This is a genomic window from Streptomyces sp. NPDC088124 (genome assembly GCF_040685895.1).
GTDB lineage: Bacteria > Actinomycetota > Actinomycetes > Streptomycetales > Streptomycetaceae > Streptomyces.
The window spans coordinates 15,242-41,664 of record NZ_JBFBJB010000055.1 but is presented as its reverse complement, the minus strand read 5'-3'; the positions used below and the strand labels follow the sequence as shown (position 1 = coordinate 41,664).

General features: G+C 70.8%; 24 protein-coding genes and 1 tRNA gene. 16 read left to right on the top strand and 9 right to left on the bottom strand.

The window, feature by feature from the left end:
• Nucleotides 1-3: 3 nt before the first annotated feature.
• The 3 genes from AB0P17_RS33780 to AB0P17_RS33770 all read left to right on the top strand — a co-directional run bounded on the left by AB0P17_RS33780 (nt 4) and on the right by AB0P17_RS33770 (nt 5,364).
• Complete coding sequence (locus AB0P17_RS33780; RefSeq protein WP_365817053.1) at nt 4-513, top strand: SUKH-3 domain-containing protein; 510 nt, start codon at nt 4-6, stop codon at nt 511-513.
• A 334-nt stretch (nt 514-847) separates the two neighbouring features.
• A complete protein-coding gene (gene dnaE, locus AB0P17_RS33775) occupies nt 848-4,366 on the top strand; it encodes a DNA polymerase III subunit alpha (protein ID WP_365817050.1) in 3,519 nt (1,172 codons plus the stop codon).
• The gene (locus tag AB0P17_RS33770; RefSeq protein ID WP_365817048.1) at nt 4,363-5,364 is read left to right on the top strand and encodes an ImpB/MucB/SamB family protein; all 1,002 of its coding nucleotides are present in this window, start codon (nt 4,363-4,365) and stop codon (nt 5,362-5,364) included. The genes dnaE and AB0P17_RS33770 overlap by 4 nt, the downstream gene beginning before the upstream one ends.
• A gap of 67 nt (nt 5,365-5,431) precedes the next feature.
• Here the strand turns inward: AB0P17_RS33770 and AB0P17_RS33765 are convergent, their stop codons facing one another.
• Complete coding sequence (locus tag AB0P17_RS33765) at nt 5,432-6,766, bottom strand: histidine kinase (protein ID WP_365817046.1); 1,335 nt, start codon at nt 6,764-6,766, stop codon at nt 5,432-5,434.
• A gap of 156 nt (nt 6,767-6,922) precedes the next feature.
• Here AB0P17_RS33765 and AB0P17_RS33760 point away from each other — a divergent pair, with 156 nt between their 5' ends.
• The 7 genes from AB0P17_RS33760 to AB0P17_RS33730 all read left to right on the top strand — a co-directional run bounded on the left by AB0P17_RS33760 (nt 6,923) and on the right by AB0P17_RS33730 (nt 12,646).
• On the top strand, nt 6,923-7,786 hold the full coding sequence (locus AB0P17_RS33760; RefSeq protein ID WP_365817044.1) for a hypothetical protein: 864 nt from the start codon (nt 6,923-6,925) through the stop codon (nt 7,784-7,786).
• A 6-nt stretch (nt 7,787-7,792) separates the two neighbouring features.
• A tRNA-Gln gene (locus tag AB0P17_RS33755) sits at nt 7,793-7,863 on the top strand.
• 109 nt (nt 7,864-7,972) lie between these two features.
• Complete coding sequence (glmU, locus tag AB0P17_RS33750; protein WP_365817042.1) at nt 7,973-9,421, top strand: bifunctional UDP-N-acetylglucosamine diphosphorylase/glucosamine-1-phosphate N-acetyltransferase GlmU; 1,449 nt, start codon at nt 7,973-7,975, stop codon at nt 9,419-9,421.
• Between the two features lie 130 nt (nt 9,422-9,551).
• A complete protein-coding gene (locus AB0P17_RS33745; protein ID WP_365817040.1) occupies nt 9,552-10,529 on the top strand; it encodes a ribose-phosphate diphosphokinase in 978 nt (325 codons plus the stop codon).
• Between the two features lie 205 nt (nt 10,530-10,734).
• The gene (locus AB0P17_RS33740; RefSeq protein WP_365817038.1) at nt 10,735-11,325 is read left to right on the top strand and encodes a 50S ribosomal protein L25/general stress protein Ctc; all 591 of its coding nucleotides are present in this window, start codon (nt 10,735-10,737) and stop codon (nt 11,323-11,325) included.
• A 156-nt stretch (nt 11,326-11,481) separates the two neighbouring features.
• Nucleotides 11,482-12,078: an aminoacyl-tRNA hydrolase gene (gene pth / locus AB0P17_RS33735; RefSeq protein WP_365817036.1), complete on the top strand. Its 597-nt coding sequence runs from the start codon at nt 11,482-11,484 to the stop codon at nt 12,076-12,078.
• Nucleotides 12,079-12,226: 148 nt separating this feature from the next.
• The gene (locus tag AB0P17_RS33730) at nt 12,227-12,646 is read left to right on the top strand and encodes a hypothetical protein (RefSeq protein ID WP_365817084.1); all 420 of its coding nucleotides are present in this window, start codon (nt 12,227-12,229) and stop codon (nt 12,644-12,646) included.
• Nucleotides 12,647-12,765: 119 nt separating this feature from the next.
• On the opposite strand, the gene ppc is transcribed toward AB0P17_RS33730, so the two are convergent.
• A complete protein-coding gene (gene ppc, locus AB0P17_RS33725) occupies nt 12,766-15,495 on the bottom strand; it encodes a phosphoenolpyruvate carboxylase (protein ID WP_365817034.1) in 2,730 nt (909 codons plus the stop codon).
• A 275-nt stretch (nt 15,496-15,770) separates the two neighbouring features.
• On the opposite strand from ppc, the gene AB0P17_RS33720 reads away from it, so the two are divergent.
• The 3 genes from AB0P17_RS33720 to AB0P17_RS33710 all read left to right on the top strand — a co-directional run bounded on the left by AB0P17_RS33720 (nt 15,771) and on the right by AB0P17_RS33710 (nt 18,216).
• The gene (locus tag AB0P17_RS33720) at nt 15,771-16,760 is read left to right on the top strand and encodes a fatty acid desaturase (RefSeq protein ID WP_365817032.1); all 990 of its coding nucleotides are present in this window, start codon (nt 15,771-15,773) and stop codon (nt 16,758-16,760) included.
• A complete protein-coding gene (locus AB0P17_RS33715; protein WP_365817081.1) occupies nt 16,760-17,455 on the top strand; it encodes a TetR/AcrR family transcriptional regulator in 696 nt (231 codons plus the stop codon). Before AB0P17_RS33720 ends, AB0P17_RS33715 begins: the two co-directional genes overlap by 1 nt.
• 161 nt (nt 17,456-17,616) lie before the next feature.
• On the top strand, nt 17,617-18,216 hold the full coding sequence (locus AB0P17_RS33710; RefSeq protein WP_365817030.1) for a Uma2 family endonuclease: 600 nt from the start codon (nt 17,617-17,619) through the stop codon (nt 18,214-18,216).
• A gap of 28 nt (nt 18,217-18,244) precedes the next feature.
• Here the strand turns inward: AB0P17_RS33710 and AB0P17_RS33705 are convergent, their stop codons facing one another.
• Nucleotides 18,245-19,336, bottom strand: a complete 1,092-nt coding sequence (locus AB0P17_RS33705) for an MFS transporter (RefSeq protein ID WP_365817028.1) — start codon at nt 19,334-19,336, stop codon at nt 18,245-18,247.
• Here AB0P17_RS33705 and AB0P17_RS33700 point away from each other — a divergent pair.
• Complete coding sequence (locus AB0P17_RS33700; protein ID WP_365817026.1) at nt 19,260-20,102, top strand: helix-turn-helix transcriptional regulator; 843 nt, start codon at nt 19,260-19,262, stop codon at nt 20,100-20,102. The two genes, AB0P17_RS33705 and AB0P17_RS33700, sit on opposite strands and share 77 nt — an antisense overlap.
• Nucleotides 20,103-20,226: 124 nt before the next feature.
• On the opposite strand, the gene AB0P17_RS33695 is transcribed toward AB0P17_RS33700, so the two are convergent.
• Nucleotides 20,227-20,454 (bottom strand): DUF397 domain-containing protein, encoded by a 228-nt coding sequence (locus AB0P17_RS33695; RefSeq protein ID WP_365817024.1) that lies wholly within the window; start codon nt 20,452-20,454, stop codon nt 20,227-20,229.
• Nucleotides 20,451-21,323 carry a helix-turn-helix transcriptional regulator gene (locus tag AB0P17_RS33690; protein WP_365817022.1) on the bottom strand — a complete coding sequence of 291 codons (873 nt, stop codon included), beginning with the start codon at nt 21,321-21,323 and terminating at the stop codon, nt 20,451-20,453. The genes AB0P17_RS33695 and AB0P17_RS33690 overlap by 4 nt, the downstream gene beginning before the upstream one ends.
• Nucleotides 21,324-21,404: 81 nt before the next feature.
• On the opposite strand from AB0P17_RS33690, the gene AB0P17_RS33685 reads away from it, so the two are divergent.
• Complete coding sequence (locus tag AB0P17_RS33685; RefSeq protein ID WP_365817020.1) at nt 21,405-21,674, top strand: hypothetical protein; 270 nt, start codon at nt 21,405-21,407, stop codon at nt 21,672-21,674.
• 22 nt (nt 21,675-21,696) lie between these two features.
• Here AB0P17_RS33685 and AB0P17_RS33680 read toward each other — a convergent pair whose 3' ends face one another.
• Together AB0P17_RS33680 and AB0P17_RS33675 are read right to left on the bottom strand one after the other, a co-directional pair.
• On the bottom strand, nt 21,697-22,308 hold the full coding sequence (locus tag AB0P17_RS33680; RefSeq protein ID WP_365817018.1) for a Uma2 family endonuclease: 612 nt from the start codon (nt 22,306-22,308) through the stop codon (nt 21,697-21,699).
• A gap of 106 nt (nt 22,309-22,414) precedes the next feature.
• Entirely contained in the window at nt 22,415-23,263 is an 849-nt protein-coding gene (locus tag AB0P17_RS33675) for a trans-aconitate 2-methyltransferase (protein WP_365817016.1), read from the bottom strand.
• Nucleotides 23,264-23,402: 139 nt separating this feature from the next.
• Between AB0P17_RS33675 and AB0P17_RS33670 the strand changes: the two genes are divergently transcribed.
• Nucleotides 23,403-23,900 carry a MarR family transcriptional regulator gene (locus AB0P17_RS33670; RefSeq protein WP_365817014.1) on the top strand — a complete coding sequence of 166 codons (498 nt, stop codon included), beginning with the start codon at nt 23,403-23,405 and terminating at the stop codon, nt 23,898-23,900.
• Nucleotides 23,901-23,960: 60 nt separating this feature from the next.
• Here AB0P17_RS33670 and AB0P17_RS33665 read toward each other — a convergent pair whose 3' ends face one another.
• Nucleotides 23,961-24,848, bottom strand: coding sequence for a response regulator transcription factor (locus AB0P17_RS33665; protein ID WP_365817079.1), 888 nt, complete (start codon nt 24,846-24,848; stop codon nt 23,961-23,963).
• A 341-nt stretch (nt 24,849-25,189) separates the two neighbouring features.
• The gene (gene galK, locus AB0P17_RS33660) at nt 25,190-26,335 is read right to left on the bottom strand and encodes a galactokinase (RefSeq protein WP_365817076.1); all 1,146 of its coding nucleotides are present in this window, start codon (nt 26,333-26,335) and stop codon (nt 25,190-25,192) included.
• Nucleotides 26,336-26,423 lie beyond the last annotated feature (88 nt).

Genomic DNA, 26,423 nt, shown 5'->3' with positions numbered 1-26,423 from the left:
GTGATGGTGCACCAGTCCGGTCATCCCCGTCCGCACACCAGCACCCGCTTCTCCGTCCCCGTCGACGCCGCGCTGCGCGACGCCGGCTGGCGGCCCGGCCGCTGGGAGATGGAGCAGGCCGAGGAGTGGGCGGACATCCTGGGCACCCACATCACCCCGGCCGGTCACCGGCTCAGCGTCTTCCCGGCCGCGGTCGAGGCGTGGGCCGAATTCGGCGGGCTGCGCATCACCGCCCCGGGCCCCGGACGGCAGATCGCCCCGGCCGCCCTCCGGATCGACCCCACGGCCGGACTCCACCACGCCCGGACCCTCGCCGATCTCGGCCGGTCGCTGGAGACGGAGCTGAGCCCGCTCGGCGAGGAGGGCGAGGGCCAGGCCGTCCTCGCCATCGACAGCGAGGGCCGCGTCTACAGCGTCGACCACACCGGGGACTGGTATCTGGGGCCGGACATCGACCAGGCGCTGAAGACACTGATCACCGGCCTGGAGCCGGCCCGGCTGACCTCCCCCTGAGCCACACCCCCTCCCGAGCATCACCCAGAGTTACTTTCGCAGAGGGTCCGGCGGTGCCGCGACCCGGTCGGCGCACGCCCTCACGCACCCTCGCCCACCCCCTCGACCACCCCCTCGCACCCTCCGTTCGCGCGCGGTCGCCCCAACTCCGCTGCCGGGGCGCGGATGTGACGGAGGGACGCCCGCCGAGCCCGCACACCCTCACCCCCCTTTATCGATCATCCGTACGAAAAAAGTCGCTGACCGGGGGAAATGCGGTTAGAGTAATCGAACGAGAGTACGACCGAGGAGTCGGCTGGATGATCACGACGGGGTGGAGTGATGGAGGTGCGGCATGGCGGGCTACACCCACCTGCACGTCGCGTCCGGCTACTCCGCCCGCTACGGCGCCGCCCACCCCGAGCACCTCGTCCGGCGGGCGGCGGAGCGCGGCCTGCCGGCCCTCGCACTCACCGACCGTGACACCGTCACCGGTACCGTGCGGTTCGCGCGGGCCTGTGCCGCCCACGGGGTCCGCCCCCTCTTCGGCATCGATCTGGCGGTGGAGGCCCTCGCGCCGCCCCCTCCGGCGCCGCGGCCCCGTACCCCCGCGCGCGGCGGCGCCCATGTCGTCGAGCCCGCCCTGCGGTTCGTCCTGCTCGCCCAGGACCGGGCCGGCTGGGCGCGGCTGTGCCGCATCACCTCGGCCGCGCACGCCGGGACCGCGAGCGGCGCGGCGCCGGTGGCCGTGGACTGGGAGGCGCTGCGCGCGTACGGCGGCCCCGGCCTGACCGTCCTGCTCGGGCCGGTCTCCGAGCCCGTACGGGCCCTCGCGGCCGGCCGCGAGGACGTCGCGGCGCGGCTGCTGGCGCCGTGGAAGGAGATCTTCGGGGACGGGGTACGGCTGGAGACCGTCCTGCACTCCGGGAACGGCACCGCCCCCGGATCACTCCGGCTGGCCGCCCGCACCCTGGCGCTGGCCGACCGCACCCGTACCACCGCCGTGCTCTCCAACGCCGTCCGCTACGCCGACCCCGACCAGCACCGGCTCGCCGACGTCCTGGACGCCGCCCGGCTGCTGCGGCCCGTCGACCGGCGCCGCCTGGACAGCGGCCAACGCTGGCTCAAGGACGAGGCGGCCATGACGGACCTCGCCCGGCGCATCGCCGCATGCGCCGGGGCCGACGCCCGGCGGGCGGAACGGCTGCTGGCGGACACCGCCGCCACGGCGGACGCGTGCGCCGTCGACCCCGCGGCCGACCTCGGCCTGGGCTCCCGGCACTTCCCGGAACCGGCCGTCTTCGGCGCCGGACCGTACACCCGCGGAGCCGACCCACGCACCCGCGGAGCCGGCCCGCGCACTCGCGGGGAGGACGGCGCCGGGCGCCTGCTGCGCCAACGCTGCGAGGCCGGCCTGGTCCGGCGCGGCCTGGACCGGGACCGGGCCGCCCGCGACCGGCTCGACGAAGAGCTGGACGTGATCTCGACGCTGGAGTACGACTCGTACTTCCTCGCCGTCGGCCAGACCGTCGCCGACATCCGCGACCTGGGCATCCGGGTCGCCGCCCGCGGCTCCAGCGCCGGCTCCATGGTCTGCCACGCCCTGGGCATCGCCACCGCCAACCCCCTCGACCACCGGCTGCTGTTCGAACGCTTTCTGAGCGTGCGCCGCGACTCCCTCCCCGACATCGACATCGACGTGGAATCCGCCAGACGGCTGGAGTGCTACGACGCGATCTTCGCCCGGTTCGGCCGCGAACGGGTCGCGGTCACCGCCATGCCCGAGACCTACCGGGCCCGCCGGGCCCTGCGCGACACCGGACTGGCGCTGGGCATCGCCCCCGCGGACATCGACCGGATCGCCAAGAGCTTCCCCCACCTGCGGGCCTCCGACATCACCAGCGCCCTCGCCGAACTCCCCGAACTGCGCCCCCTGGCCGCCGAAGCCGGCCGGTACGGGCCGCTGTGGGAACTCGCCGAGGGCCTCGACTCCCTGGTCCACGGCATGGCCATGCACCCCTGCGGAGTGATCATCAGCGACGCGACACTCCTGGACCGGCTGCCCGTACAGCCCACCCCCCAGGGCGACTACCCCATGGCGATGGCGGCCAAGGAGGAGATCGAGGCACTGGGCAACATCAAACTGGACGTCCTGGGCGTACGGATGCAGTCCGCGATGGCCCACGCCGTCGCCGAGATCGAACGGGCCACCGGCGACCGCATCGACCTGGACGACCCGGAACAGGTCCCCCTCGACGACGTCTTCGCGTTCAAACTCATCCAGGAGAGCCAGACCATCGGCCTCTTCCAGCTCGAATCCCCCGGCCAGCAGGACCTCCTCTCCCGGCTCCAGCCCCGCGACCCGCAGGACGTCATCGCCGACATCAGCCTCTTCCGGCCTGGCCCCGTCGCCGGCGGCATGCCCGAGCGGTACATCGCCGCACGCCACGGCGGTACGCCCGACTACGCCCACCCCGACCTGGAACCGGTACTCGCCGACACCTACGGCGTGACCATCTGGCACGAGCAGGTCATCGAGACCCTGACCGTGCTGACCGGCTGCGACCGCGCGATGGCCGAGATCGCCCGGCGCGCCCTCGGCGACAAGACCCGGCTGCCCAGGATCAAGGCCTGGTTCCACGACCGGGCGGCCGCCCGCGGCTACGACACCACCGTCCGCGACGAGGTGTGGCGAACCGTCGAGTCCTTCGGCGCCTACGGCTTCTGCCGCGCCCACGCGGTCGCCTTCGCCGTACCGGCCCTGCAGAGCGCCTGGCTCAAAGCCCACCACCCGGCCTTCCTCCTGGCCGGCCTCCTCGAACACGACCCCGGCATGTGGCCACGGCGCGTCATCGTCGCCGACGCCCGCCGGCGCGGCGTCCCCGTCCTGCCCGTCGACGTCAACCGCTCCACGGCACACCACACCGTGGAACGCGCCGACGGAGAACGGGACGGGGAACGGTGGGGCGTACGGCTCGCACTGTCCGCGGTCCACGGCATCACCGAGGAGGAGACCACCCGGATCGAGGAGGGCCGCCCGTACGGATCACTGTCGGACCTCTGGCAGCGGGCCCGGCCCAGCAGACCGGTCGCGGAACGCCTCGCGGAGATCGGCGCCCTCAACTCCCTCCACGACGGCCGCCTCACCCGGCGTGACCTGCTGCTACAGATCGCCGAGCTGCACCGGCAGTCCCGCCACCGGACCGCGGGCAGAAGGCAACTGCCCTTCGACACCGGCGCCGTCGGCGGGGCGGAACCCAGCGGCCTGCCGGAGATGACCGGACGCGAGGCCCTCAGCGCCGAGCTGAGCACGCTCGGCATCGACGTCTCCCAGCACCTGATGGACCACCACCACCGGCTGCTGCGCGAGATCGGCGCGACCGACGCCGCCCACCTCACCGGAGCGCGCGCGGGGCAGCGGGTCCTCGTCGCCGGAGTACGGGCCGCCACCCAGACCCCGCCGATCGCCAGCGGGAAGCGGATCATCTTCGTCACCCTGGAGGACGGCTCCGGCCTGGTCGACCTGGCCTTCTTCGAGGACTCCCACCCGGCCTGCGCGCACACCGTCTTCCACAGCGGGCTGCTGCTGGTGCGCGGCACGGTCCAGGTACGCGGCACCCGCCGCACCGTCGTCGGCACCATGGCCTGGGACCTGGACGAGATCGCCGCCGCCCGCCGCGACAACGGCCCCGAGGCCGCGCTCGCCCTCCTCGGCACCGACCGCCCGCACCCGACCCCCGCCCAGCCCCGGCGCACCCTGGTCAACGGCACCACGGGCGCCCGCCTCCACCCGTACGCCGACCTCCAGCCCGCCGGCACCCGCTCCGCCGACCTGAAGAAGTTCGGCCACCGAAGCCCCGGGAGCGCGGGATGACCAGGCGCCGACGGCACATCGCCCACCTCCATCTCCACGCCACACCGACCGGGACCCGACAGGACGATATAATCGAACTGATGTGCGGCATCACGCCCCACGTCCAGACCATCCCGCCCCACGCCGTCCAACTGGACCTGACATCGGCGCTCCGGTACTTCAGCCTGTCCCCCTACGACATGGTCCAGACGGCACAGATCAGACTGAAGGCCCTCCACGGCATCGACAGCAGCGCCGGACTCGCGGACAACCGCATGCTCGCCGCCATGGCCGCCGACGCCTCCCCACCCGGCCGCACCACCTGGGTCCCCGCCGAACAGGCCGCCGCCTGGCTGTACCCCCGCCCCCTCACCACACTGCCCGGAATCGGCCGCGCCACAGCGGCCACCCTCACCCGGTACGGCCTCCACACCATCGGCCAGATCACCGACACCCCCGCCGCCACCCTCCAACGACTCCTCGGCGCCGGCCAGGCCCGGCTGCTCGCCGAACGCGCCCGCGGCCACGACCCCCGCCCCGTCACCCCCAACGAACCAGCGGCCCACCTGACCGCCAACCTCGTACTCGACCGGGACTGCCTCGACCCGGCGCAGCACCACCGCGCCGTCCTGGGACTCGCCGACCGCACCGGCCGGCGCCTGCGCGGTGAACGCCAGGCCGCCGGCCGGCTCACCCTCACGGTGCGATACGCCGACCGCACCTCCACCACCCGCGGCCGCGCGCTCCCGGAACCCACCGACCACTCCCCCGCCCTCACCACGGCCGCCCTGGAACTCCTGCACACCCTCGGGCTCCAACGCGCCCGGGTCCGCGCCTTCACCCTCCGCGCCGACGACCTGCGACCGGCCGCCCGCACCCACCGCCAGCTCTCCCTCGACCCCGGCGAGGACCGCGCCCGGGCCGCCGAAGCCGCCGCGGACCGGGCCCGCCACCGCTTCGGCCCCACAGCGGTACGCCCGGCCGCACTGGCCGGCATGGACGAACGCGAAGCCCACTGAGCGCACGGCCCGCGAACCTCCGGACCACAGCACCCTCAGGCCGCGGCACCCTCAGGCCGCGGCACCCTCAGGCCGCGGCACCCCGCCGGTCCGGCAGCACCGCCGACACCCGGAAACCCCCCGCGTCCGTCTCCCCCGACACAAACACCCCGCCCAGCGCCGTCACCCGCTCCCGCATCCCCACCAACCCGTTCCCCCCACTCGGCAACCCCGCGTCCTGCGCCCCACCGTCCGAAGGCCCGTTCTCCACCTGCATCGCCACCTCCGCCTCCCGGTGCGCCAGCCGGACCATCACCTTCGCCCCCGCCGCATGCTTCAGCACATTCGTCAACGCCTCCTGCACCACCCGGTACGCGGTCTGCTCCACCTCCCGCGCATACGGCCGCGACTCCCCCTGCACCATCAGCTCCACCACCATCCCCGTATCCCGGGACTCACCCACCAACACCTCAATGTCCCCCATCCCCGGACCGTCCTCCGCCGCCGCCGCGGCCGCCGCCGCGGCCGCCAGCCCCACCGACGCCAACGGCACCGCCACCCCCGCCACCCCGTCCGCCTGCCGCGCCGCCACCTGCTCCCCCGCCCGCAGCACCCCGAGCATCTCCCGCAACTCCGTCAACGCCTGCCGGCCCAAGTCCCCCACCAGCGCCGCGTTCTTCACCGCCTTCTGCGGATCCTTCAACGCCACCGCCTGCAACGCCGCCGCGTGCACCACCATCAGACTCACCCGGTGCGCCACCACATCGTGCATCTCCCGCGCGATCCGCGTCCGCTCCTCCGTACGCGCCCACTCCGCCCGCTGCTCCGCCCGGTCGGCCAGCAACGACAACTCCTGCTCCAGACTGTCCGCCCGCTCCCGCAGGCTCTCCATCAGCCGCCGCCGCGCCCCCACGTACAGCCCCAGCAGCACCGGCGGCGCCGTCAGCCCGACCGACATCAGGACCGCGACCAGCGGGACGTACCAGCGCGCCGAGTCGAGCCCCGTGTCCACCACGTTCCGCGACGTCCGTACGACCGTCACGATCAGCGTCCCGGCGAACGACATCCCCGCCAGCGCCCCGATGATCCGGCGCGGCACCTCGGACGCGGCGAGCGTGTACAGCCCGACCAGGCCCATCAGATAGCCCATCTCCGCCGGGGTGATGGCGATCGCCACCAGCACCACGGCGAACGGCCACCGCCGCCGCACCAGCAGCATCGCCCCCACGATCAGCCCGAACAGCACCCCCACCGGCACCGGCAGCAGCGCGGCCTGAGCGAACCGCACCCCCTCCAGCGCGCACTCCAGCGCCGACAGGACCGCCAGCCCCACGTCCAGCACGACACTCCGCCGCCGCCCCCACCACCAGTAGCCGCGGGCAGTCATGCCCGCGGCGTCCTGATGTGCCCCCGTTGTGGTCATGCCTCCCAGCCTAAGGGGGCCCGTACCCCAATTTCCGGCGACCTTGGGACCCCGGATCACGGCATGACACGCCAGGAACACGAGTCGATCACTCGAACTGGTGAATAGCCCGAGCATTCGAGCCGGAGGCTCACGTTCCACAGGACGATATGACGCATGACGATACTTCCCGGCAAATACGCCGACTTCGAAGGACTTCGCACCCAGGTGGTGGCACTGCGCAGGGAAGGACTCAGCCGCCGCCAGATCCGCGACCGCGTCCACATCGACAACAACGACCTCCTCAACCGCCTCCTGGAGGGCGAACCGCCCCCGGAGTGGACCAAACGCCCGAACGCCAAGGACGACCAGCGGGCCAAGGCGCGCGAACTGCGCCTGAAGGGCCTCACGTACGACCAGATCCAGATCGAGCTGGGCTGCTCGAAGAGTTCGATCTCTCTGTGGGTACGGGACCTGCCGAAGCCTCCGGCGAGGACACGCGAGCAGGCGTCCGCGATCGGCAAGCGCGGCTGGGAGGCAACGATGAAGCGTCGCGAGGAGGAGCGACAGCACACGCGACAGGCAGCCTTTTCGGAAGTCGGAGCGATGTCCGATCGCGAACTGTTCCTACTGGGCGTGGGTCTCTACTGGTCCGAAGGGGCGAAGGCCAAGGGGGACCGCCCTCAGGAACGGGTGCACTTCATCAATAGCGACCGGCACATGATCGGCGTCTTTCTGGCCTGGATCGACCTGCTCGGCGTGGACAGGAACCGGTTGCGCTTCCAGTTGCAGATCCACGAGTCCGCCGACGTGACTGCCGCCGAGCACTTCTGGCAAGAAGTGGTGGGTGCCGATGGGTTCACCAAGACCACTCTCAAGCAGCACAACCCGAAGACCATCCGCAAGAACGTCGGCGAGGGCTACTACGGATGCCTCTGCGTCCGCGTCCTGCAAAGTGCCGAGCTGTACCGTCGCATCGAGGGCTGGTGGTACGGCATAGTAGGAGCCGCACCGCGAGCCGATCAATCGAATCGGGCATAAAGGCTATCCCGGGTCGTCTAAGGGCAAGACGTCAGATTTTGGATCTGATCATGGGGGTTCGAGTCCTCCCCCGGGAGCCGCTCAACACGGGTCCCGACCTCACCGGTCGGGACCCGTCCTCGTTTACGCCCCGCTACCCCCCGGTATCCTGCGATTGACCATCACCCGAAGCCGAAGGGCATCTCCGTGAGCGCCAACCGCCCGGCAGCCGTCGTCGTCCTCGCAGCGGGTGAAGGTACCCGCATGAAGTCGAAGACCCCCAAGGTCCTGCACGAGGTCTGCGGACGCTCGCTCGTCGGACATGTCGTGTCCGCCGCGCAAGAGCTCGAACCGCAGCAGCTCGTCGTGGTCGTCGGCCACGCCCGCGCACAGGTCGAGGACCATCTCTCCGCCGCGTACGAGGGCGTACGCACCGCCTACCAGGCCGTGCAGCTCGGCACCGGGCACGCCGTGCGGATGGCGCTCCAGGAGCTGGGGAGCACGCCGCACGGGACCGTGGTCGTCGTCTGCGGCGACACCCCGCTGCTCTCCGGCGGGACGCTGAACGCGCTCGCCGCGACCCATGCCGCCGACGGCAACGCCGTGACGGTGCTGACCGCCGAGGTGCCGGACGCCACCGGGTACGGGCGGATCGTGCGGGACGGGGCGAGCGGGGCGGTCACCGCGATTGTCGAGCACAAGGACGCGACGGACGCGCAGCGGGCGATCCGGGAGATCAACTCGGGTGTGTTCGCGTTCGACGGGCAGCTGCTCGCGGACGCGCTGGGCAAGGTGCGTACGGACAACAGTCAGGGTGAGGAGTACCTGACGGATGTGCTGGGCATCCTGCGTGAGGCGGGCCACCGGGTCGGGGCGTCGGTCGCCGAGGACCACCGGGAGATCCTGGGGATCAACAACCGGGTGCAGCTCGCGGAGGCGCGCCGGCTGCTGAATGAGCGGCTGCTGGTGCGGGCGATGCTGGCCGGGGTGACGGTGGTGGATCCGGCGTCGGTGTTCGTGGATGTGACGGTGACGTTCGAGCAGGACGCGGTGGTGCATCCGGGGACGCAGCTGCTGGGGTCGACGCATCTCGCGGAGGGCGCCGAGGTGGGCCCGAACACGCGGTTGAAGGATACGGCTGTGGGTGCGGGCGCGCGGGTGGACAACACGGTGGCGGACGGTGCGGAGGTGGGTGTGGGCGCGACGGTGGGTCCGTACGCCTATCTGCGGCCGGGTACGAGGCTGGGCGTGCGCGCGAAGGCGGGTACGTATGTGGAGATGAAGAACGCGACGATCGGTGAGGGCACGAAGGTGCCGCATCTGTCGTACGTGGGGGACGCGACGATCGGTGAGTACACGAACATCGGCGCGGCGAGCGTGTTCGTGAACTACGACGGTGAGTCGAAGCATCACACGACGGTCGGTTCACACTGCAAGACGGGTTCGGACAACATGTTTGTGGCGCCTGTCACGGTGGGGGACGGTGCCTACACCGCCGCCGGGTCGGTGATCACGAAGGACGTACCGGCGGGTTCGCTGGCCGTGGCCCGTGGCCAGCAGCGGAATATCGAGGGTTGGGTGGCCCGGAAGCGGCCGGGGAGCGCCGCGGCGCAGGCGGCGGCGTCGGCCTCCGGGAGTGGCGCGGGGGAAAGCTGACCGGAAAGAGGCGCACCGATCACGGCGTACCGTGATAACTGCACATCTGCACGATTCGGCTGGCTTGCAGGGACTCCTCGCAGGGACGCGCGGGCTCGGCGGCCATCAACACGTCTGAGGAGACAGTGCTGTGACCGGGATCAAGACGACCGGCGAGAAGAAGTTGATGCTCTTCTCCGGCCGCGCCCACCCCGAGCTGGCCGAGGAGGTCGCGCAACAACTCGGTGTCGGGATCGTGCCGACCAAGGCGTTCGATTTCGCCAACGGTGAGATCTACGTTCGTTATCAGGAGTCGGCCCGCGGTGCGGACTGTTTCCTGATCCAGAGCCACACCGCTCCGATCAACAAGTGGATCATGGAGCAGCTGATCATGATCGACGCTCTGAAACGGGCGTCGGCGCGGTCCATCACGGTGATCGTGCCGTTCTACGGTTACGCGCGCCAGGACAAGAAGCACCGTGGGCGGGAGCCGATCTCGGCGCGGCTGGTCGCGGATCTGATGAAGACGGCGGGTGCGGACCGGATCCTGACGGTGGATCTGCACACGGACCAGATCCAGGGCTTTTTCGACGGTCCGGTGGACCACCTCTTCGCGCTGCCGGTGCTGGCGGACTATGTGGCGGCGAAGGTGGACCGGTCGAAGCTGACTGTGGTGTCGCCGGACGCGGGCCGGGTGCGGGTGGCGGACCGCTGGTGCGACCGGCTGGGTGCGCCGCTGGCGATCGTGCACAAGCGCCGGGACAAGGATGTCGCGAATCAGGTGACGGTGCACGAGGTCGTCGGCAATGTGTCGGGGCGGGTGTGTGTGCTGGTGGACGACATGATCGACACCGGTGGCACGATCTGTGCGGCGGCGGATGCCCTGTTCGCGCACGGCGCGGAGGACGTGATCGTGACGGCGACGCACGGTGTGCTGTCGGGTCCGGCCGCGGACCGGTTGAAGAATTCGAAGGTGAGCGAGTTCGTGTTCACGAATTCGCTGCCGGATCCGGGCAATCTGGATCTGGACAAGATCACGGTGCTGTCGATCGCGCCGACGATCGCGCGGGCGGTGCGTGAGGTGTTCGAGGACGGTTCGGTGACGAGCCTCTTCGAGGAGCAGGCGTGACCGCGGGCCGCTGAAGCCGGTGGCCTGCTGAAAGATCGATTTCTGGGGCGGCCTCCCCGCCGGGTAGACTCATAGGGTTGCTCGGCGAGGGAGGCCGCACTGGTGTGCGGCTGGTCCGTTATCGACGCGCTCTTCGTAGCAGGCCCGTTGTGGCCGGGTGACGTCCCGCGTTTATCCCGCGTAACTTACGAGGAGTGCGTCAGCCATGGCTGAAGTGAAGATCAGCGCCGAGATCCGTACCGAGTTCGGCAAGGGTGTGGCCCGCCGTACGCGTGTCGCCGGCAAGGTTCCCGCGGTCATCTACGGCCACGGCGCGGACACCGTCCACGTGACCCTCCCGGGCCACGAGCTGATGATGGCGCTGAAGACGGCGAACGCGCTGATCAGCCTGGATGTCGAGGGCCGCAGCGAGCTGGTCATCCCGAAGGCCGTGCAGCGCAACGCGCTCAGGGGCGACATCGAGCACGTCGACCTGCTCGCGGTGAAGCGCGGCGAGAAGGTCACGGTCGAGGTCGCGGTGCACACCGAGGGTGACCTGGCGCCGGGTGCGAACCTGCTGGAGAACGTTCTCACCACGCTGACCGTCGAGGCCGAGGCCACGCACATCCCGGAGGCCGTGACGGTTTCCATCGAGGGTCTGGACGCCGGTGCGTCGGTCCTGGCGAAGGATGTCACGCTGCCGTCCGGCACGACGCTGGTGACGGACGAGGACGCGGTGGTCATCCAGGTCCTGGCCGCGCAGGCCGAGGAGCCGGCCGCGGGCGAGGCCGAGGCGGCCGAGGGTTCCGAGGGCTGATCCTCCGGACGGTTTCACGGGGTGGCGGGCCTGCCGGGCCGGCCACCCCGTTCGCTGTATCCACGGCCTGTTGTACGGACCCTGCTGTACGAGCCTGTTGTACGAACCCTGCTGTATGAGCCCTGCTGTACGAGTGCGCGAGGAGAGACGGCGCGGATGACCACGGATGCCAACGCCCCCTGGCTGATCGTGGGTCTGGGGAACCCCGGGCCCGGTTATGCGGCCAACCGGCACAATGTCGGGTTCATGGTGGCCGATCTGCTGGCGGAGCGCATCGGCGGTTCGTACCGGCGGGCGCAGAAGGCGCAGGCCCAGGTGGTGGAGGGCCGGCTCGGCGGTCCCGGTCCGGCGGGCCGGCGGGTGGTGCTGGCCAAGCCGGCGTCGTACATGAATCTCTCGGGCGGTCCGGTGACGGCGCTGCGGGATTTCTACAAGGTGGAGACGGCGCGCATCGTGGCGGTCCATGACGAGCTGGACATCGACTACGGGGTGCTGCGGCTGAAGCTGGGCGGCGGGGACAACGGGCACAACGGGCTGAAGTCGATGACGAAGGCGATGGGGCCGGACTACCACCGGGTGCGGTTCGGGATCGGCCGGCCGCCGGGGCGGATGCAGGTGGCGGATTTCGTGCTGAAGGACTTCTCGTCGGTGGAGCGCAAGGAGCTGGCGTACTTCGTCGACCGGGCGGCGGACGCGGTGGAGGCTCTGGTGATGGACGGGCTGGAGCGCGCGCAGAGCACGTACAACTCCTGACAAGCCTCCGCATTGCCGGGCTTTTCGGCGCCCGTGGTTTGACCGGGCGCGTTCCCATGGCCAAGGATCCCGCCCTATGAGCCAGAAGCGGAAGCCCACAGCGTCCGTCGCGTCCGCCCGTATCGTCACGTTCGGCCACCGGGTGGCGATGGGCGCTGTCGTCCTGCTGCTGCTGGTGGCGGGCGTGTGGACGTCGTGGAGCGACGCGCAGCACGTGGTGCTCTCCAAGGGCCGGGAGCACGGGACCCTGACGGTGACCGGATGCGGGGACGGCGTCTGTTCGGGGCGGTACGAGGCGGACGGGCCCGGCGGTGAGCCGGGGCGGATGACGATCGAGGAGTCCGTCGCCGTACGGAAGGGTGACCGGTTCCCGGTGGTGGTGAAGCCCGGGACGGACGAGCTGGTGCGTACGGGCACGGCGGGGCTGCTGTACGCGTGGGTGCCGCTGGGCGGTGCGCTGCTGCTGGCGTCGCTGGTGATCGGGGGCGGGCTGCGGCTGACGCGTACGGCGTGGGGCGCGGCGGTGGCGGGCGGGGTGCTGCTGGTGGCGACGTTCTTCGCGCTGTGAGGAGCCGGGGCCGTACGGGTACGGACCCCCCACGCCGGGCCCTACGGGACTGCCCCTGTGCCGGATCCCTGGGATCCGGCACAGGGGCAGTCGTATGTCGGCCCGCGTGAACGGCTGTGTCAGCCGGTGTTGCGGAGTCCCGCCGCGACCCCGTTGACCGTGAGCAGCAGGGCCCGGCCCAGCAGCGGGTCCGGCGGCGCGCCCTGCTCGGCGGCGGCGCGCTGGCGGGCCAGCAGCGAGACCTGGAGGTAGGAGATCGGGTCGAGGTAGGCGTCGCGGATGGCGAACGTCTGCTGGAGCACCGGGTTGGAGTCGAGGAGCTTCTCGCCGCCGGTGATACGGAGGACTTCCTGGACGGTGAGGGCGTGTTCGGCCTCGATCGCGTCGTAGACGTGCTTGAGGTGGTCGGGGACGAGGGTGTCGACGTAGTGGCGGGCGATCCGGAGGTCGGTCTTGGCGAGCGTCATCTCGACGTTCGAGAGGAAGTTCCGGAAGAAGTGCCAGTGTTCGTGCATCTCGTCGAGGACGGTGTCGGGGCCGGCCGCGCGCAGCGCCTTGAGGCCGGAGCCGACGCCGAACCAGCCGGGCACGATCTGCCGTGACTGGGTCCAGCCGAAGACCCACGGGATGGCGCGCAGGCCGTCGAGGCCGGCGCCGGAGTCGGGCCGCCGGGAGGGGCGGGAGCCGAGGTGGAGGTCTGCGAGCTGGTCGACGGGGGTGGAGGCGAAGAAGTAGGCGGGGAGGTCGGGGTCCTCGACGAGGGTGCGGTACGCGCCGTGCGCGGCGTCCGAGACGATGTCCATGGCGGAGTCCCAGCGGGCCAGGGCTTCGTCGGACTGGCGGGGCGCGGTGTGCAGGGCGGATGCCTGGAGGGTGGCGGCGACGGTCAGTTCCAGGTTTTCCCTGGCGAGGGAGGGGATGAGGTACTTGTCGGAGATGACCTCGCCCTGTTCGGTGACCTTGATCTCGCCTTCGAGGGTGCCCCAGGGCTGGGCGAGGATCGCGTCGTGGGAGGGGCCGCCGCCGCGGCCGACGGTGCCGCCGCGGCCGTGGAAGAGGCGCAGCCGTACGCCGTGCCGGTGGGCGACGTCGCGGAGGCGGCGCTGGGCGCGGTGGATCTCCCACTGGGAGGTGGTGATGCCGCCGAACTTGGAGGAGTCGGAGTAGCCGAGCATGACCTCCTGGACGTCGCCGCGCAGGGAGACGAGGCGCCGGTAGGAGGGGTCGGCGAGCATCTCGTCGAGGATGACGTCGGCGGCGCGCAGCTCGTCGGTGGTTTCGAGGAGCGGCACGATGCCGATCTTGGCCCAGCCGCCGTGGAGGTCGAGGAGTCCAGCCTCACGGGCGAGGACGGCGGCGGCGAAGACGTCGTCGGCGCCCTGGCACATGGAGATGATGTAGGACTCGATGACTTCGGGTCCGAAGCGTTCGAATGCCTGGCGGACGGTGTGGAAGACGCCGAGGGTCTTCTCGCCGGCGGCGTCGAGCGGGGCCGGGGTGGGGGCGAGGGGGCGGCGGGAGCGGAGTTCCTTGGCGAGGAGCTTCTGCCGGTATTCGCGCGGCATGTCGACATAGCGCCAGGATTCCTCGCCGAGGCGGTCGAAGAGCTGGCCGAGCGCGTGGTGGTGGGCGTCGGCGTGTTCCCGTACGTCCATGGTGGCGAGCTGGAGGCCGAAGGCGGCGAGGGTGCGGATGGTGCGGTCCATGCGGCCGTCGGCGAAGAGGCCGCCGCGGTGTTCGCGCAGGGAGGTCTGGATGAGGGTGAGGTCGTCGAGGAGTTCGGCGGTGCCGAGGTAGTCGCGGCCGTTCTCGTGGGGGATGTTCCTGGCGAGGCGCTCGCGGGTGTTGACGAGCTTCTGCCGGATGCAGGTGGCCTTGAGGCGGTAGGGCTCTTCGGCGTTGAGGCGCTTGTAGCGGGGGCTGATCTCGGGGAGCCGGACGAGGTCGTTCTGGAGGGAGTCGAGGAGCTCGTCGGTGGCGCCGGTGTAGCGGATGGAGTTGGAGAGCTGGCCGCGGAGCTGGTCGACGAGTTCGAGGGCGTCGGTGATGCCGTGCTCGTGCTGGAGGATCAGGACTTCGCGGGTGACCTCGGGGGTGACGTTGGGGTTGCCGTCGCGGTCGCCGCCGATCCAGGTGCCGAAGGTGAGGGGGCGGGTGCCGGGGGGCAGCTCGACGCCGACGCGTTCGAGTTCGGCGACGAGGTCTTCGAGTACGTCGCCGACGGCGCCGACGTGCAGTTCGTCCAGGTAGTAAATGGCGTTGCGGGCTTCGTCGGCGGGTTCGGGCCGTACGACGCGCAGCTCGTCGGTCTGCCAGATCAGGTCGATGGACTCGGCGAGCCGCAGGTCGTGGCGGCGCCGGTCGGAGGCGAGGGTGGGGGCGTCGAGGAGCTCGGCGATGCGGCGGAGCTTGTTGAGTACGGAGCGGCGGGCGGCTTCGGTGGGGTGCGCGGTGAAGACGGGCCGTACGTTGAGGTTCTTGACGGTCTCGCGCAGGTGCTCGGGGTCGGCGTCCTTGAGCCGGTCGGCGGTGCGGGAGAGGAGGCCGCCCTCGGCGGCGCGGCGCTCGCGCAGCTCGCGGCCGCGGTGGACCTGCTCGGTGACGTTGGCGAGATGGAAGTAGGTGGAGAAGGCGCGGACCAGCTTGCCCGCGGTTTCCAGATCGGTGTCCCCGAGAAGCTCGGCGGCGGCTTCGCCGTTCTCGCGCGTGAGGGCACGGACCCGTTCGACGAGCTCAAGGAGCTCCGGGCCTTCCTGCCGTACGAGGGTTTCGCCCAGGAGGTCACCAAGACGGCGGATGTCTGAGCGGAGCTCCGCGCTGGCGGATGGGGTCTGGTCGGCACTGCTCACAGGTGCGGCTCCTTGCAGTGTTTGAGCACGTCTGGAGGGGTTCTGGAGACTTTGCGGACCGCGCTGTCCGACGGTCCAAGGATAGGTGGCCTTCGCCTGACGTTATCCACAGCCCTCTTGCCTCGTGGTTCGGCACTGCCATACTTACGTTGCCGTAGGTTACGCACCTGTATCCGGGCTTCTGTCCGATTTCCCCCCACCATCACCCCGCACCCCCCACCTCCCCACCCTCACCCCCTACCTCCCCGCCTCCCCACCTCACCCCAGGGATCCCCATGTCCACGCCTCCCGACGTGATGAACGATTCCCCTCAGCCGTCACCCTCCGGATCCACTCCACTACCTTCCGCCACGATCGGCGGGGAGAGCAAGGGCTCTCTTGAGCAGTTCGCGCTGCTGCTCTTCATCGTGGTGCCGTTCCTGGCCCTGCTGGCGGCGGTGCCGCTGGCCTGGTCGTGGGGTGGTGTGAGCTGGCTGGATCTGGGCCTGATGGTGGCGATGTACTACATCGGCTGCCATGGCGTGACGATCGGCTATCACCGTTACTTCACCCACGGCGCGTTCAAGGCGAAGCGTCCGCTGCGGATCGTGCTCGCGGTGGCGGGGTCGCTGGCCGTGGAGGGGCCGCTGGTCCGCTGGGTGGCGGACCACCGTAAGCATCACAAGTTCTCCGACGCGGAGGGCGACCCGCACTCGCCGTGGCGGTTCGGCGAGACGCTGCCCGCGCTGCTGAAGGGGCTGTGGTGGGCCCACATCGGCTGGCTGTTCGACGAGGAGCAGACGTCGCAGCAGAAGTACGCCCCTGATCTGATCAAGGATCCGGTGATCCGGGCGGTGTCACGTCAGTTCGGGCTGTGGACGGCTGTCTCGCTGCTGGTGCCGCCGCTGGTGGGCGGCCTGGTGACGATGTCCTGGTGGGGCGCGTTCACCGCGTTCTTCTGGGGATCGCTGGTGCGGGTGGCGCTGCTGCACCACGTCACATGGTCGATCAACTCGATCTGCCACGCGGTCGGCAAGCGGCCTTTCAAGTCGCGGGACCGCTCGGGCAACGTGTGGTGGCTGGCGGTGCTGTCCTGCGGTGAGTCCTGGCACAACCTGCACCACGCGGACCCGACGAGCGCCCGGCACGGCGTGGAGCGGGGGCAGCTCGATTCGAGCGCGCGGCTGATCCGCTGGTTCGAGATGCTGGGCTGGGCGAGCGACGCCCGCTGGCCGAGCGCCTCGCGTCTGGACTCCCGGCGCAAGAGCGCACCCGCCAAGGCATGATGGGCACCGTGGCGATCGACGGCGGTACGAGCAAGCAGTCCAGCACGGAGAAGTCCCGTCCCGCGACGGGCCGGCGGACCCGCCGGGTCCGGATGACCGGAGCGGAACGGCGCGAGCAGCTTCTCGACATCGGCCGGACGGTCTTCGCGGAGAAGGGCTTCGAGGCGACGTCGGTGGAGGAGATCGCGGCGAAGGCCGGGGTCTCCAAGCCCGTCGTGTACGAGCACTTCGGCGGCAAGGAGGGCCTGTACGCGGTGGTCGTGGACCGCGAGATGCGCCAGCTCCTGGACATGGTCACGAGCGCCCTGACCGCCGGCCATCCGCGGGAGCTGCTGGAGCAGGCGGCGTTCGCGCTGCTCGACTACATCGAGACGTACACGGACGGCTTCCGCATCCTGGTCCGCGACTCGCCGGTCGCCCAGTCGACGGGCACGTTCGCGTCGCTGATCAGCGACATCGCCACGCAGGTCGAGGACATCCTCGGCACGGAGTTCAAGAACCGCCGCTTCGACCCGAAGCTGGCCCCGCTGTACGCGCAGGCCCTGGTCGGCATGGTGGCCCTGACGGGCCAGTGGTGGGTGGACGCGCGCCGCCCGAAGAAGTCGGAGGTGGCGGCGCACCTGGTGAACCTGGCGTGGCACGGCCTGGAGAACCTGGAGCCGAAGCCGAAGCTGATAGGCAGGCGAAAGATCTGAGCGGGGGCGGAGCGGGGCTCGGCGGGGCGGGGACGCAGGAAGGGCGCGGAACCGCCGTTGGTGTCAGCCTTACCGGAGCGGTCACTCATTGTGATGACATCAATCCGACTGCGCCGCTACGGTGGAAAAAGAGGACCATTATTCCGTCCATGGGAGGAATCATGACCGCCGAGCCGGTCAAGGCCGCACACCAGTGGCCTGTGCCCCCTCAGGACGGCTACACCGTGGACGATCTGTTCACCCTGCCGGGACTCCCGCCTCACACCGAGTTGATCGACGGGATCCTTGTCTTCGCGAGTCCGCAGCGCGATTTCCACACCATTGTCATCGACATGTTGGTGACCGGCCTGCGTCGCACCGCGCCGGCGGAGGTGAAGGTGCGTCGCGAAATGACAGTGGTACTGGATCGCCGTAACGGTCCGGAACCCGACGTGTCCGTCGTTCGCGCCGAGGCGGTGACGAGCCGCAGCGTGACCCGCTTCCAGGCAGCCGACGTCCTACTGGCCGTGGAGGTCGTCTCGCCGGACTCCGAGGCCCGTGACCATGAAAGCAAGCCGCAGAAGTACGCAGCCGCCGGTATCCAGCACTTTTGGCTGGTGGAGATGGCCGGTGCGGACGAGCACCCGGTCGTACGGGTCTACGAGCTGGACCCGGTGACGAAGTCGTACGCGCTGACGGGGATCCATCATGACCGTCTCAAGACCGGCGTCCCGTTCACCGTCGACATCGACATCACGGGAGAGGCGCTGGACGCGCTCTGAGCACACCACACGCCCGGCTTCCGCCGCTTCACCGTGGAGCGGGCAGTGCGGTACGGGTGGCGAGCAGGGCCGCGAGAGCGCACGGTGCGAGCAGCAGCGCGAAGGCGGAGCCGTAGCCGACGGCGTCGGGCGCGCCCGTGGCCAGGGCGGCGTTGAGGACGGCGGAGGCGAGGGCCAGTACGGTCGTCTGCCCCAGGTTCTGCGTCGTCTGCATCGCGCCGCTGGCGTAGCCCTGCCGGCCGGGCGGGGCGTGGGCCAGCGAGAGCACGGTGAGGGAGGGGGCGTACAGGCCCATACCAACAGCCGCGACGACCATGGCCGGCGCGGCGGCGTACGCGGGCGTCCCGGGAAGCGTCCCGCAGACGGCGAGCCCGACCGCCCCGGCCTGCACCAGCGCACCGGCCGCGACCAGGTGGTGGCGCGGCCGGTGCGCCAGCAGTCGGCCCTGCACCCAGGAGGATCCGGCCCAGGCGATCGCGGCCCCGGTGAAGGCCAAGCCGATCACCCAGGGAGGCGCGCCCCGCTCGGTGACGAGCAGCAGGGGTACGTAGGCCTCCAGGGTGAAGAAGACTCCTGAGCCCAAAGCACAGAGCAGCACCGTGGCAGGCAGCCCGCGCACCGCGCGCCAGGTCCCCGACGGCAGCAGCCTGTACGCGAACGCAGCCAGCAGCGCGAATCCGCCCGCCGCGAAGGGCAGATGTGCCGCGTCCCACCCCGACACCCCGTACTGCCCCAGCGCCGCCCCCAGACTCACCGCCGTCGCGACCGCCACCGCGGGGCACGGCACCCGGCCGCCCGAAGCCCCGGTCCCCGTGCCGGTCGCGGTCCCGGTCCCCGTCGCCCACGCGGGGCCGCGCAGTACGGCGACCACGGCCAGCGCGGGCAGTGCGGTGAGCGCGGCCAGGCCGAGAAACACCACGCGCCAGGACCACCACTCGGCGACCAGTCCGGCCAGCGGGGGCCCGACCAGCGACGGAACGATCCAGCAGGTGCTCATCAGGGCGAGTACACGGGGCCGCAGACGCTGGGGATACGTCTGGCCGATGGCGGTGTTGATCGACACCGCGACCATGCCGCCCGCCAGCCCGTCCAGGAAGTCCAGCCCGGGGGGCCGGCTCACCGGGTCGGCACTCGCTGTCCGACTTGGCTGGACACAGTCCAAGGTAAGCAAATTGGAAACCGGCCGACAGACCGCCACAGCCGACGATTTGCGTCAGTGGACGGAAGCAACCGGTCACCCCGATGCCCTTGAGGACCTGCACAACCGTCTGCGAGGGCTTGAGTCTCACGTGCGGTCATGGCGTCGACAGCTTGCGTCCGGGCACAAGGCTGTGCAGGACGCCATGAATGCCGAACACGCTCGCACCGCCACCTTCCGAGTGTGGGAGAACTCAGCGATCCCGGGCATCCTCCAGACCCCCGAGTACGCGCGGCATATTTTCACCCGGTACTCCGAACTCATAAGGTCACCGCGCGACACCGAAGCAGCGGTTCGCGCTCGGATAAAGAGGCAAGCAGGACTGTACGAGGCCGGGAAGAAATATCGCATCATTGTCTGGGAGGCCGCCCTGTACGCCTTGGTCTGCCCGGCCTCAACACTTTCCACACAGCTCGACAGGCTGACCGGCGTGGTTGGCATGGACACAGTTGAACTCGGTGTCGTCCCGTTCGGCGCGGTGCTGAGGATTCCGCCGTCCAACGGTTTCTGGATCTATGACGACCGGCTCGCCGTCGTCGAGGACTGGCATGCACAGCTGTGGCTGGACAGTACCGACGCAATCGCCACATACACCAGGGCGTGGGAAATGCTACGAGAGTCCGCCGTCTACGGCGCCGACGTCCACTCCGTCATCACCCGTGCAGCCCGCACGTTCTCTGCGTCATAGCATGTGGGCGCACCTCCGAGGACCGGACAGCTCGGCCTGCTCGACAACCCGCGACGCAACGCGGCCACCGGCGAGGACTTGCGCAACCTGTGGCGAACCCGGCCCCCGGCCCGGAAGCACAGAGTCAGGCTGTACGGTCCAGGCTGCCGGCCTTGACGCCGACCAGGAAAGCGGTGAAGGTGCGGGCGGGGAGGGCCAGTACGGGGCCTTGGGGCAGCTTCGAATCGCGTATCGCGACGGCGGTGGGGAGGTCCGCGACCTCCACGCATTCGTTTCCTTCGCCGCCGCTGTAACTGCTCTTGAACCACAGCGTCTCGCTGGGTCCGCCTACGGAAATCACGCGATCACTCATGAGGACAGCTCCTGTCTCGCTTCGGCGAGCAGCCTCAACGACGGGGACGTGTCGGCCGCCTGAGAACGAAGGTAGTCGAATGTCAACTTGTAGGCACTGACGTCCTCGGCGTCATCGAGGTAGAGACCGCGTCGGCGCAACTCGATGTAGACCACGGCCATCGAGTTGAGCGGACTCCGTTCGTCATCCCGGCCCAGGATCACGAAGTTGCCTGCCCCGGCGGCATGCGCCCCCGCACGGAACGGCAGGATCTGGATGTCCACGAAAGGGTTCTCGGCAACTTCCTGGAGGTGCGTCAGTTGGCGCTCCATCACAGCGTCGTCTCCGACAGTCCGGCGAAGGACGGCCTCGTCCAATACCGCCCACAGGTGCAGCGGAGCCGCTCGCCGGAGAACGAGCTGCCGCTGCATCCGAGCCTCGACCATGCGGTCGATCTCGTCGTTGGAGCTGCGGACTTCACGAGCCTGATGAACCGCCAACGCGTACTCCCTGGTCTGCAACAGCCCTGGGATCACCGTGCTCGCGTACAGGTTCTCGTACTGGGCTTCCTGCTCGAACGAGACCAGGGGATCCATCCATTCAGGCACGGCGCCGTTGCCCACCCACCAGCCGTCCGCCTGCGATTTCGCGAGGGCTATCAGAGCGTCCCGCTCAGCTGAGGAGGCGTCGCAAGCGTCCGCGATCGCGCGAACGGTCGCCCAGCGAATGCGCGCACGGTCCTGCCACGTCTCGTACCTGCTGACCGTCGCCTTGCTGACTCCGGCCCGCTCCGCGACATGCGCTTGCGTCAACCCGCAGCGCTCACGCAGGGCGATCAGTCCTCGTGCGATCTGCATGCGACCTGCTGGTCCGGTCAGGGTCGCCGTCATCCTCGCCGCCTTTCTCGAAATCACGAGTGTCAACGCCTGGAGAGTAGGCGGACGTTGTGCAGCGCCGTCCGGCAAGTTCGAGTGGCCACTCACCTCGCCTCGGGCGGCACCGGACGCGTATCCCAGTTGGCCGACCGGATCGAGACCGCTCAGCTCCAGATGGCCGACCGGCTGCACACGCACGCGCTGGATGTGCTCGCCGGGCCCGGGTGGGACAAGAGGGTGGCCACGGAGCCCGAGTCGCTGGCCGTCGACCTCACGGACGCCCTCCGCGAGGTGCTGCTCATCGCCGAGAGCAGGGGACTGCGGCTCGGGCTGCCCGGGCTACCGGGGCACGCGGCGGAGGGGTGATCCCCCCGAAGGCCCAGCGGGGTCACAGGCGGGTGATCTCCTCGCCGATGGCGAAGCCCTTGGCGGGGCCGTCCGGGATGATCGCGTCCGTGCCGTAGGGGACGCGGTGCTCGTCGGCGTAGGTGGCCTTCCCGGGGTTGGGGGCCGTCAGGATGACCACCGTTCCGTCGCTGTCGTGGTCGTCGATGAGTACGTAGAGCGGGATGCCCGCGCGCGCGTACTCGCGGCGCTTGCGGTCCCGGTCGCGGGCGGTGTTCTGGTGCCCGGGGGAGACGACCTCGACCACCAGGGCGACGCCCGCCGCGTTCACGCCGAGATCCTCCTCCTCGTCGGGGATCTCGTCCAGGTCCAGCGGCGCCACGACGAGGTCCGGGCGCCATGCCTTCCGGCGGTGCAGGATGTCGATGCCCTGGTACGGGGCGAAGACGCCGCCCTTCAGATAAGCATTCAGTGCTCGCCAGAGACGGTTGGCGAGGACCGCATGGCGGCGGTGACCGGTCGGTGAGACCTCGATGGATCCCTCGATGATCTCGGCCCGGCAGCCCTCGGGGCATTCCAGCGCCTTCCACGTCCGCCACAGGAACTCGTCCAGCTCAGCCGTCGCCTGCGGCACCTCGCTCGCGGGAGCAGTCATCGGGCGGCACCTCCGCCCCAGTGTGGACACAGGCGCCGCCCGCCATGGGCGGGATATCCGCGGCGTCAGCCGAATGGGGGACCGCCGGAGGCCGCCAGGCGCAGGTTCACTCCGCCTTGCGGGCGACCGCGAAGATGCGGCGGAAGGGGAAGACCGTGCCGTGGGGGCCCGGGGGGTAGGCGGCGCGGAGGAGGTCCCGGTAGGCCGTGGTGAACTCCTCGGTCGCCGCCGGGTCGTCGGCGAGTGCCGTGAGGACCGGGCGCAGGGTGGTGCCCTTGACCCAGTCGAGGACCGGGTCCTCGCCGGGGAGGAGCTGGAGGTAGGTCGTCTCCCAGACGTCCGTCTCGCAGCCGAGGTCCATGAGGCGGGTGAGGTACTCCTCGGGGGTGCGGACACCGGGAGCGGAAAGGTCCGGAAGGTCCCGCCAGCGGGGGGTGGCGCGCAGGTCGGCGAGGAGGGTGTGGCTGGGGGCCGTGAAGTTGCCGGGGACCTGGAAGGCGAAGGTGCCGCCGGGGGCGAGGGAGTCGATCCAGGGTGCGAAGGAGTCGGGGTGGTTCGGGACCCACTGGAGGGCGGCGTTGGAGACGATCAGGCCGTACGGTTCGCCGGGCGTCCAGTGCGCCGCGTCACCGGGCCGGAAGTCCAGGGTGCCGCCGCCGGGGGTGGGGCCCGCGTACCCCTCGGTCGCGCGGGCCAGCATCTCGGGCGAGTTGTCGTAACCGGTGATGCGGGCCGTGGGCCAGCGGTCGGCGAGGAGCACGGTGACGTTGCCCGCGCCGCAGCCGAGGTCGGCGATCCTGGGGACGCCGCCGGGACCGTCGGGGAGGTCGGGGATGCGGGCCAGCAGGTCCAGGAAGGGGCGGGTGCGGTGGCCCGCGTGCCTGAGGTACTGGGACGGGTCCCAGGCCGGGGCGGGAGGCACGGGGTGCGCGGGAGACGAGGACGGCGACGGCATGGCTGTGTTCCCTCACTGGTGCGGAGTGGGCAGGCGAACAGGCGGGGCAACGGGGCCCGGTGGATCTTTTCCAGCCTGTACCCTCAGATCTCTTGACGTCAAGAGACTTCATGTCGAGGGACCCTCTACACTGATCGGCATGGAGGATGAGGTCGACCGACTGGTGGCGGCATGGCGCCGAGAGCGCCCCGACCTCGACGTGGAGCCGCTGGAGGTGCTCAGCCGCGTGAGCAGGCTGGCGCGCCACCTGGACCGCGCGCGCCGGATCGCCTTCTCCGAGCACGGCCTGGAGCCGTGGGAGTTCGACGTGCTGACCTCGCTGCGCCGCGCCGGCGACCCGTACCAGCTCTCCCCCGGTCAGCTGCTGACCCAGACGCTGGTCACCTCGGGCACCATGACCAACCGGATCGACCGGCTGACGAAGAAGGGCCTGGTCGAGCGGTTGCCCGACCCCAGCGACCGGCGCGGGGTGCTGGTCCGGCTCACGCCCGAGGGGCGGGACCGCGCGGATCAGGCGCTCGCCGGGCTGCTCGCCCAGGAGCGCGCGATCCTCGCCGAGCTGTCCGGCGCGCAACGGGGCGAACTGGCGCGGCTGCTCCGCCAGTTGACCGCCCCGTTCGACAACATCCCCGGCTAGGGCCTACGCGCTCCGGCGCCCCGGCCCGGGCGCTCCGGCGCCCCGGTCCGCCCCGCCTCGTCAGCCCGCCGAGGTGATCTGGCGCGGCACCAGGTCGACCGGGCCGACCCCCGCCCTGCGGGCCAGCGCCACCGCCGCCAGGGTGGAGTGCACGCCCAGCTTCCCCAGCACGTTCTGCATGTGCGTACGTACCGTGTGCGGGGAGAGGAAGAGGCGCTCCGCGACGGCCTTGCGTCCCAGGCCCGCGACCATGCAGCGCAGCACCTCGCGTTCGCGCGGGGTCAGCGACTCGACCAGGCGCTCGCTCTCCGTACGGTGCTTGCGCGCGGCCGTCAGCTCCCGCAGGACGCCCGTGAGCAGCGCGGGCGGCAGATGCGTCTCGTCGCGCAGGACCCCCCGGACGACCGTGAGCAGGCGCTGCAGCGAGCAGTCCTTCGCGACCCAGCCGGAGGCACCCGCCTGGAGCGCCAGTGCGGCGCGGCGCGGGTCGTCCCTCTCGGCGAGTACGACCGTACGGACGGACGGCTGGCCCGAACGGACCCCGGCGACCAGGGAGATGCCGTCGACGGGCGCGCTCTCCCCGTGGTCCGGCACGGCGCGCGCGACCGGCGCAGGCAGGGCGGGCAGAGCCGTCGCCGCAGGCAACTGGACGGGCCCGCCGGGCCCGTGACCGTTCAGATGGCCGCCCGCCGCGCCGTTCGCGAGGCCGCCTGCCCGCGCGCCGCTTCCGGCCGGGACGACCCCGCCCGTCGCCGCGCCGAGATCGGCATCGACCAGCATCACGTCGAATGTGCGCCCCTCCGCCGCCGCGCGGTCGAGACAGCGCATCGCCGCCGGACCGCTGCCGGCCGCCGCGACGTCGACATCCGGCTCGGCCGCGAGTGCGGCTGCCAGCGACTCCGCGAAAATGCGGTGGTCGTCCACCACCAGAACCCGGATACGTACCATGGACACCCCCTCAAGGTGGGGAGCGGACGGTGCGGGCACGGCGCCCGGCGTACGAGGATGCGTCAATGACGCGGCCGCCGCCACGTGTTGACTGATACCCCACCCCGGGCGTCGCACCCGCTTGTCTCCACCCCTGATCAGCACCGGCCCCCACCGGTGCTATGTGCATCAGCGTACGGGCGTCCGCCAGGAGGGGAAGGAATTTCGCAGAACTCGTTGGCCTCGTTGTTTACAGTGAGACTGAAGTTTCGTATCGAGACAGAAGTCGACAAATATCGACGCCTGTTGTTCGACGGACGACCGATCCCGCGGAGGGAGACCGGGCGGCCGCTCCGACCTGGTCACCCGCGGTACGCACCTCGCGACGGGATCGCCGGGAAGATGCGCGGCGCCGCGTAACCCGCCGCCGCGAACGCCTCGGTGACCGACTTCGCCGTCGCGTCGGCCGCGTCCGCCTCGACCAGGACGATCGCCGAGCCGCCGAAGCCGCCGCCCGTCATCCGGGCGCCGAGCGCGCCGGCCGCCGTCGCCGAGCTGACCACCAGGTCCAGCTCCGCGCAGGAGACCCGCAGGTCGTCGCGGAGCGAGGCGTGCCCCTCGGTGAGCACCGGGCCGACCGCGCGGACGTCGCCCGCGTCGAGCAGGGCGATGACCCGCTCGACCCGGTGGTTCTCGGTCACGACATGGCGGGTGTAGGCGCGTACGGTTGCGCTCTCGCCCAGCGCCGCCAACCGGTCGAGGGCGGCGGGCAGTTCCGCGTACGCGATGTCCCGCAGGGCGGGCACCCCGAGCGCCCGCGCGCCCGCCTCGCACCCGGCGCGCCGCTCGGCGTACGCGCCGTCGCCCAGTTCGTGCTGGACCCGGGTGTCCACGACGAGCAGCCGCAGCCCCTTCGCGGCGAGGTCGAACGGCACCTGCCGCTGGGTCAGGTCACGGGTGTCCAGGTGGAGGGCGTGCCCCTCGGCGCAGCAGGCCGAGGCCATCTGGTCCATGACGCCGCACGGCACGCCGACGAAGTCGTTCTCGGCGCGCTGCGCGAGGACGGCCAGTTCGGTCGCGGTCAGGCCCAGTTCGTACAGGTCGTTCAGGGCGAGCGCGGTGACGACCTCCAGCGCGGCGGAGGAGGAGAGCCCGGCGCCGGTCGGGACGGTCGAGGCGAGGTGGATGTCGGCGCCGGCGACGGGGTGGCCCGCCTCGCGGAGCGCCCAGACGACGCCCGCGGGGTAGGCGGCCCAGCCGGTGTCGGAGAGCGGGACGAGAGCGGCGGCGTCGAGCTGGACGATGCCACCGGGGATGTCGGCGGAGTGCACGCGCAGGACGTGGTCGGTCCGGCGGGACACGGCGGCGACGGCCCGGTGCGGCAGGGCCAGCGGCATGACGAAGCCGTCGTTGTAGTCCGTGTGCTCGCCGATCAGGTTGACCCGTCCCGGGGCGGCCCAGACGCCGTCGGGGGCGGCGCCGTAGAGCTGCTGGAACTGCTCGACCACCCTCGCGCCGGTGTCACCGGCCTCACCGGTCGTGCCGGCCTCACCGGTCGCGCCGGTCACCGTGCTGACGTTGGTGCCGCTCTCGCTC

What these genes read in the sequence shown, in the direction of transcription:
- AB0P17_RS33780 (WP_365817053.1), top strand. Translation starts at nt 4, where the DNA reads ATGGTGCACCAGTCCGGTCATCCCCGTCCGCACACCAGCACCCGCTTC.
- dnaE (WP_365817050.1), top strand. Translation starts at nt 848, where the DNA reads ATGGCGGGCTACACCCACCTGCACGTCGCGTCCGGCTACTCCGCCCGC.
- AB0P17_RS33770 (WP_365817048.1), top strand. Translation starts at nt 4,363, where the DNA reads ATGACCAGGCGCCGACGGCACATCGCCCACCTCCATCTCCACGCCACA.
- AB0P17_RS33765 (WP_365817046.1), bottom strand. Translation starts at nt 6,766, where the DNA reads ATGACCACAACGGGGGCACATCAGGACGCCGCGGGCATGACTGCCCGC.
- AB0P17_RS33760 (WP_365817044.1), top strand. Translation starts at nt 6,923, where the DNA reads ATGACGATACTTCCCGGCAAATACGCCGACTTCGAAGGACTTCGCACC.
- AB0P17_RS33740 (WP_365817038.1), top strand. Translation starts at nt 10,735, where the DNA reads ATGGCTGAAGTGAAGATCAGCGCCGAGATCCGTACCGAGTTCGGCAAG.
- pth (WP_365817036.1), top strand. Translation starts at nt 11,482, where the DNA reads ATGACCACGGATGCCAACGCCCCCTGGCTGATCGTGGGTCTGGGGAAC.
- AB0P17_RS33730 (WP_365817084.1), top strand. Translation starts at nt 12,227, where the DNA reads ATGGGCGCTGTCGTCCTGCTGCTGCTGGTGGCGGGCGTGTGGACGTCG.
- AB0P17_RS33720 (WP_365817032.1), top strand. Translation starts at nt 15,771, where the DNA reads ATGTCCACGCCTCCCGACGTGATGAACGATTCCCCTCAGCCGTCACCC.
- AB0P17_RS33715 (WP_365817081.1), top strand. Translation starts at nt 16,760, where the DNA reads ATGGGCACCGTGGCGATCGACGGCGGTACGAGCAAGCAGTCCAGCACG.
- AB0P17_RS33710 (WP_365817030.1), top strand. Translation starts at nt 17,617, where the DNA reads ATGACCGCCGAGCCGGTCAAGGCCGCACACCAGTGGCCTGTGCCCCCT.
- AB0P17_RS33700 (WP_365817026.1), top strand. Translation starts at nt 19,260, where the DNA reads ATGGCGGTGTTGATCGACACCGCGACCATGCCGCCCGCCAGCCCGTCC.
- AB0P17_RS33695 (WP_365817024.1), bottom strand. Translation starts at nt 20,454, where the DNA reads ATGAGTGATCGCGTGATTTCCGTAGGCGGACCCAGCGAGACGCTGTGG.
- AB0P17_RS33690 (WP_365817022.1), bottom strand. Translation starts at nt 21,323, where the DNA reads ATGACGGCGACCCTGACCGGACCAGCAGGTCGCATGCAGATCGCACGA.
- AB0P17_RS33680 (WP_365817018.1), bottom strand. Translation starts at nt 22,308, where the DNA reads ATGACTGCTCCCGCGAGCGAGGTGCCGCAGGCGACGGCTGAGCTGGAC.
- AB0P17_RS33675 (WP_365817016.1), bottom strand. Translation starts at nt 23,263, where the DNA reads ATGCCGTCGCCGTCCTCGTCTCCCGCGCACCCCGTGCCTCCCGCCCCG.
- AB0P17_RS33670 (WP_365817014.1), top strand. Translation starts at nt 23,403, where the DNA reads ATGGAGGATGAGGTCGACCGACTGGTGGCGGCATGGCGCCGAGAGCGC.
- AB0P17_RS33665 (WP_365817079.1), bottom strand. Translation starts at nt 24,848, where the DNA reads ATGGTACGTATCCGGGTTCTGGTGGTGGACGACCACCGCATTTTCGCG.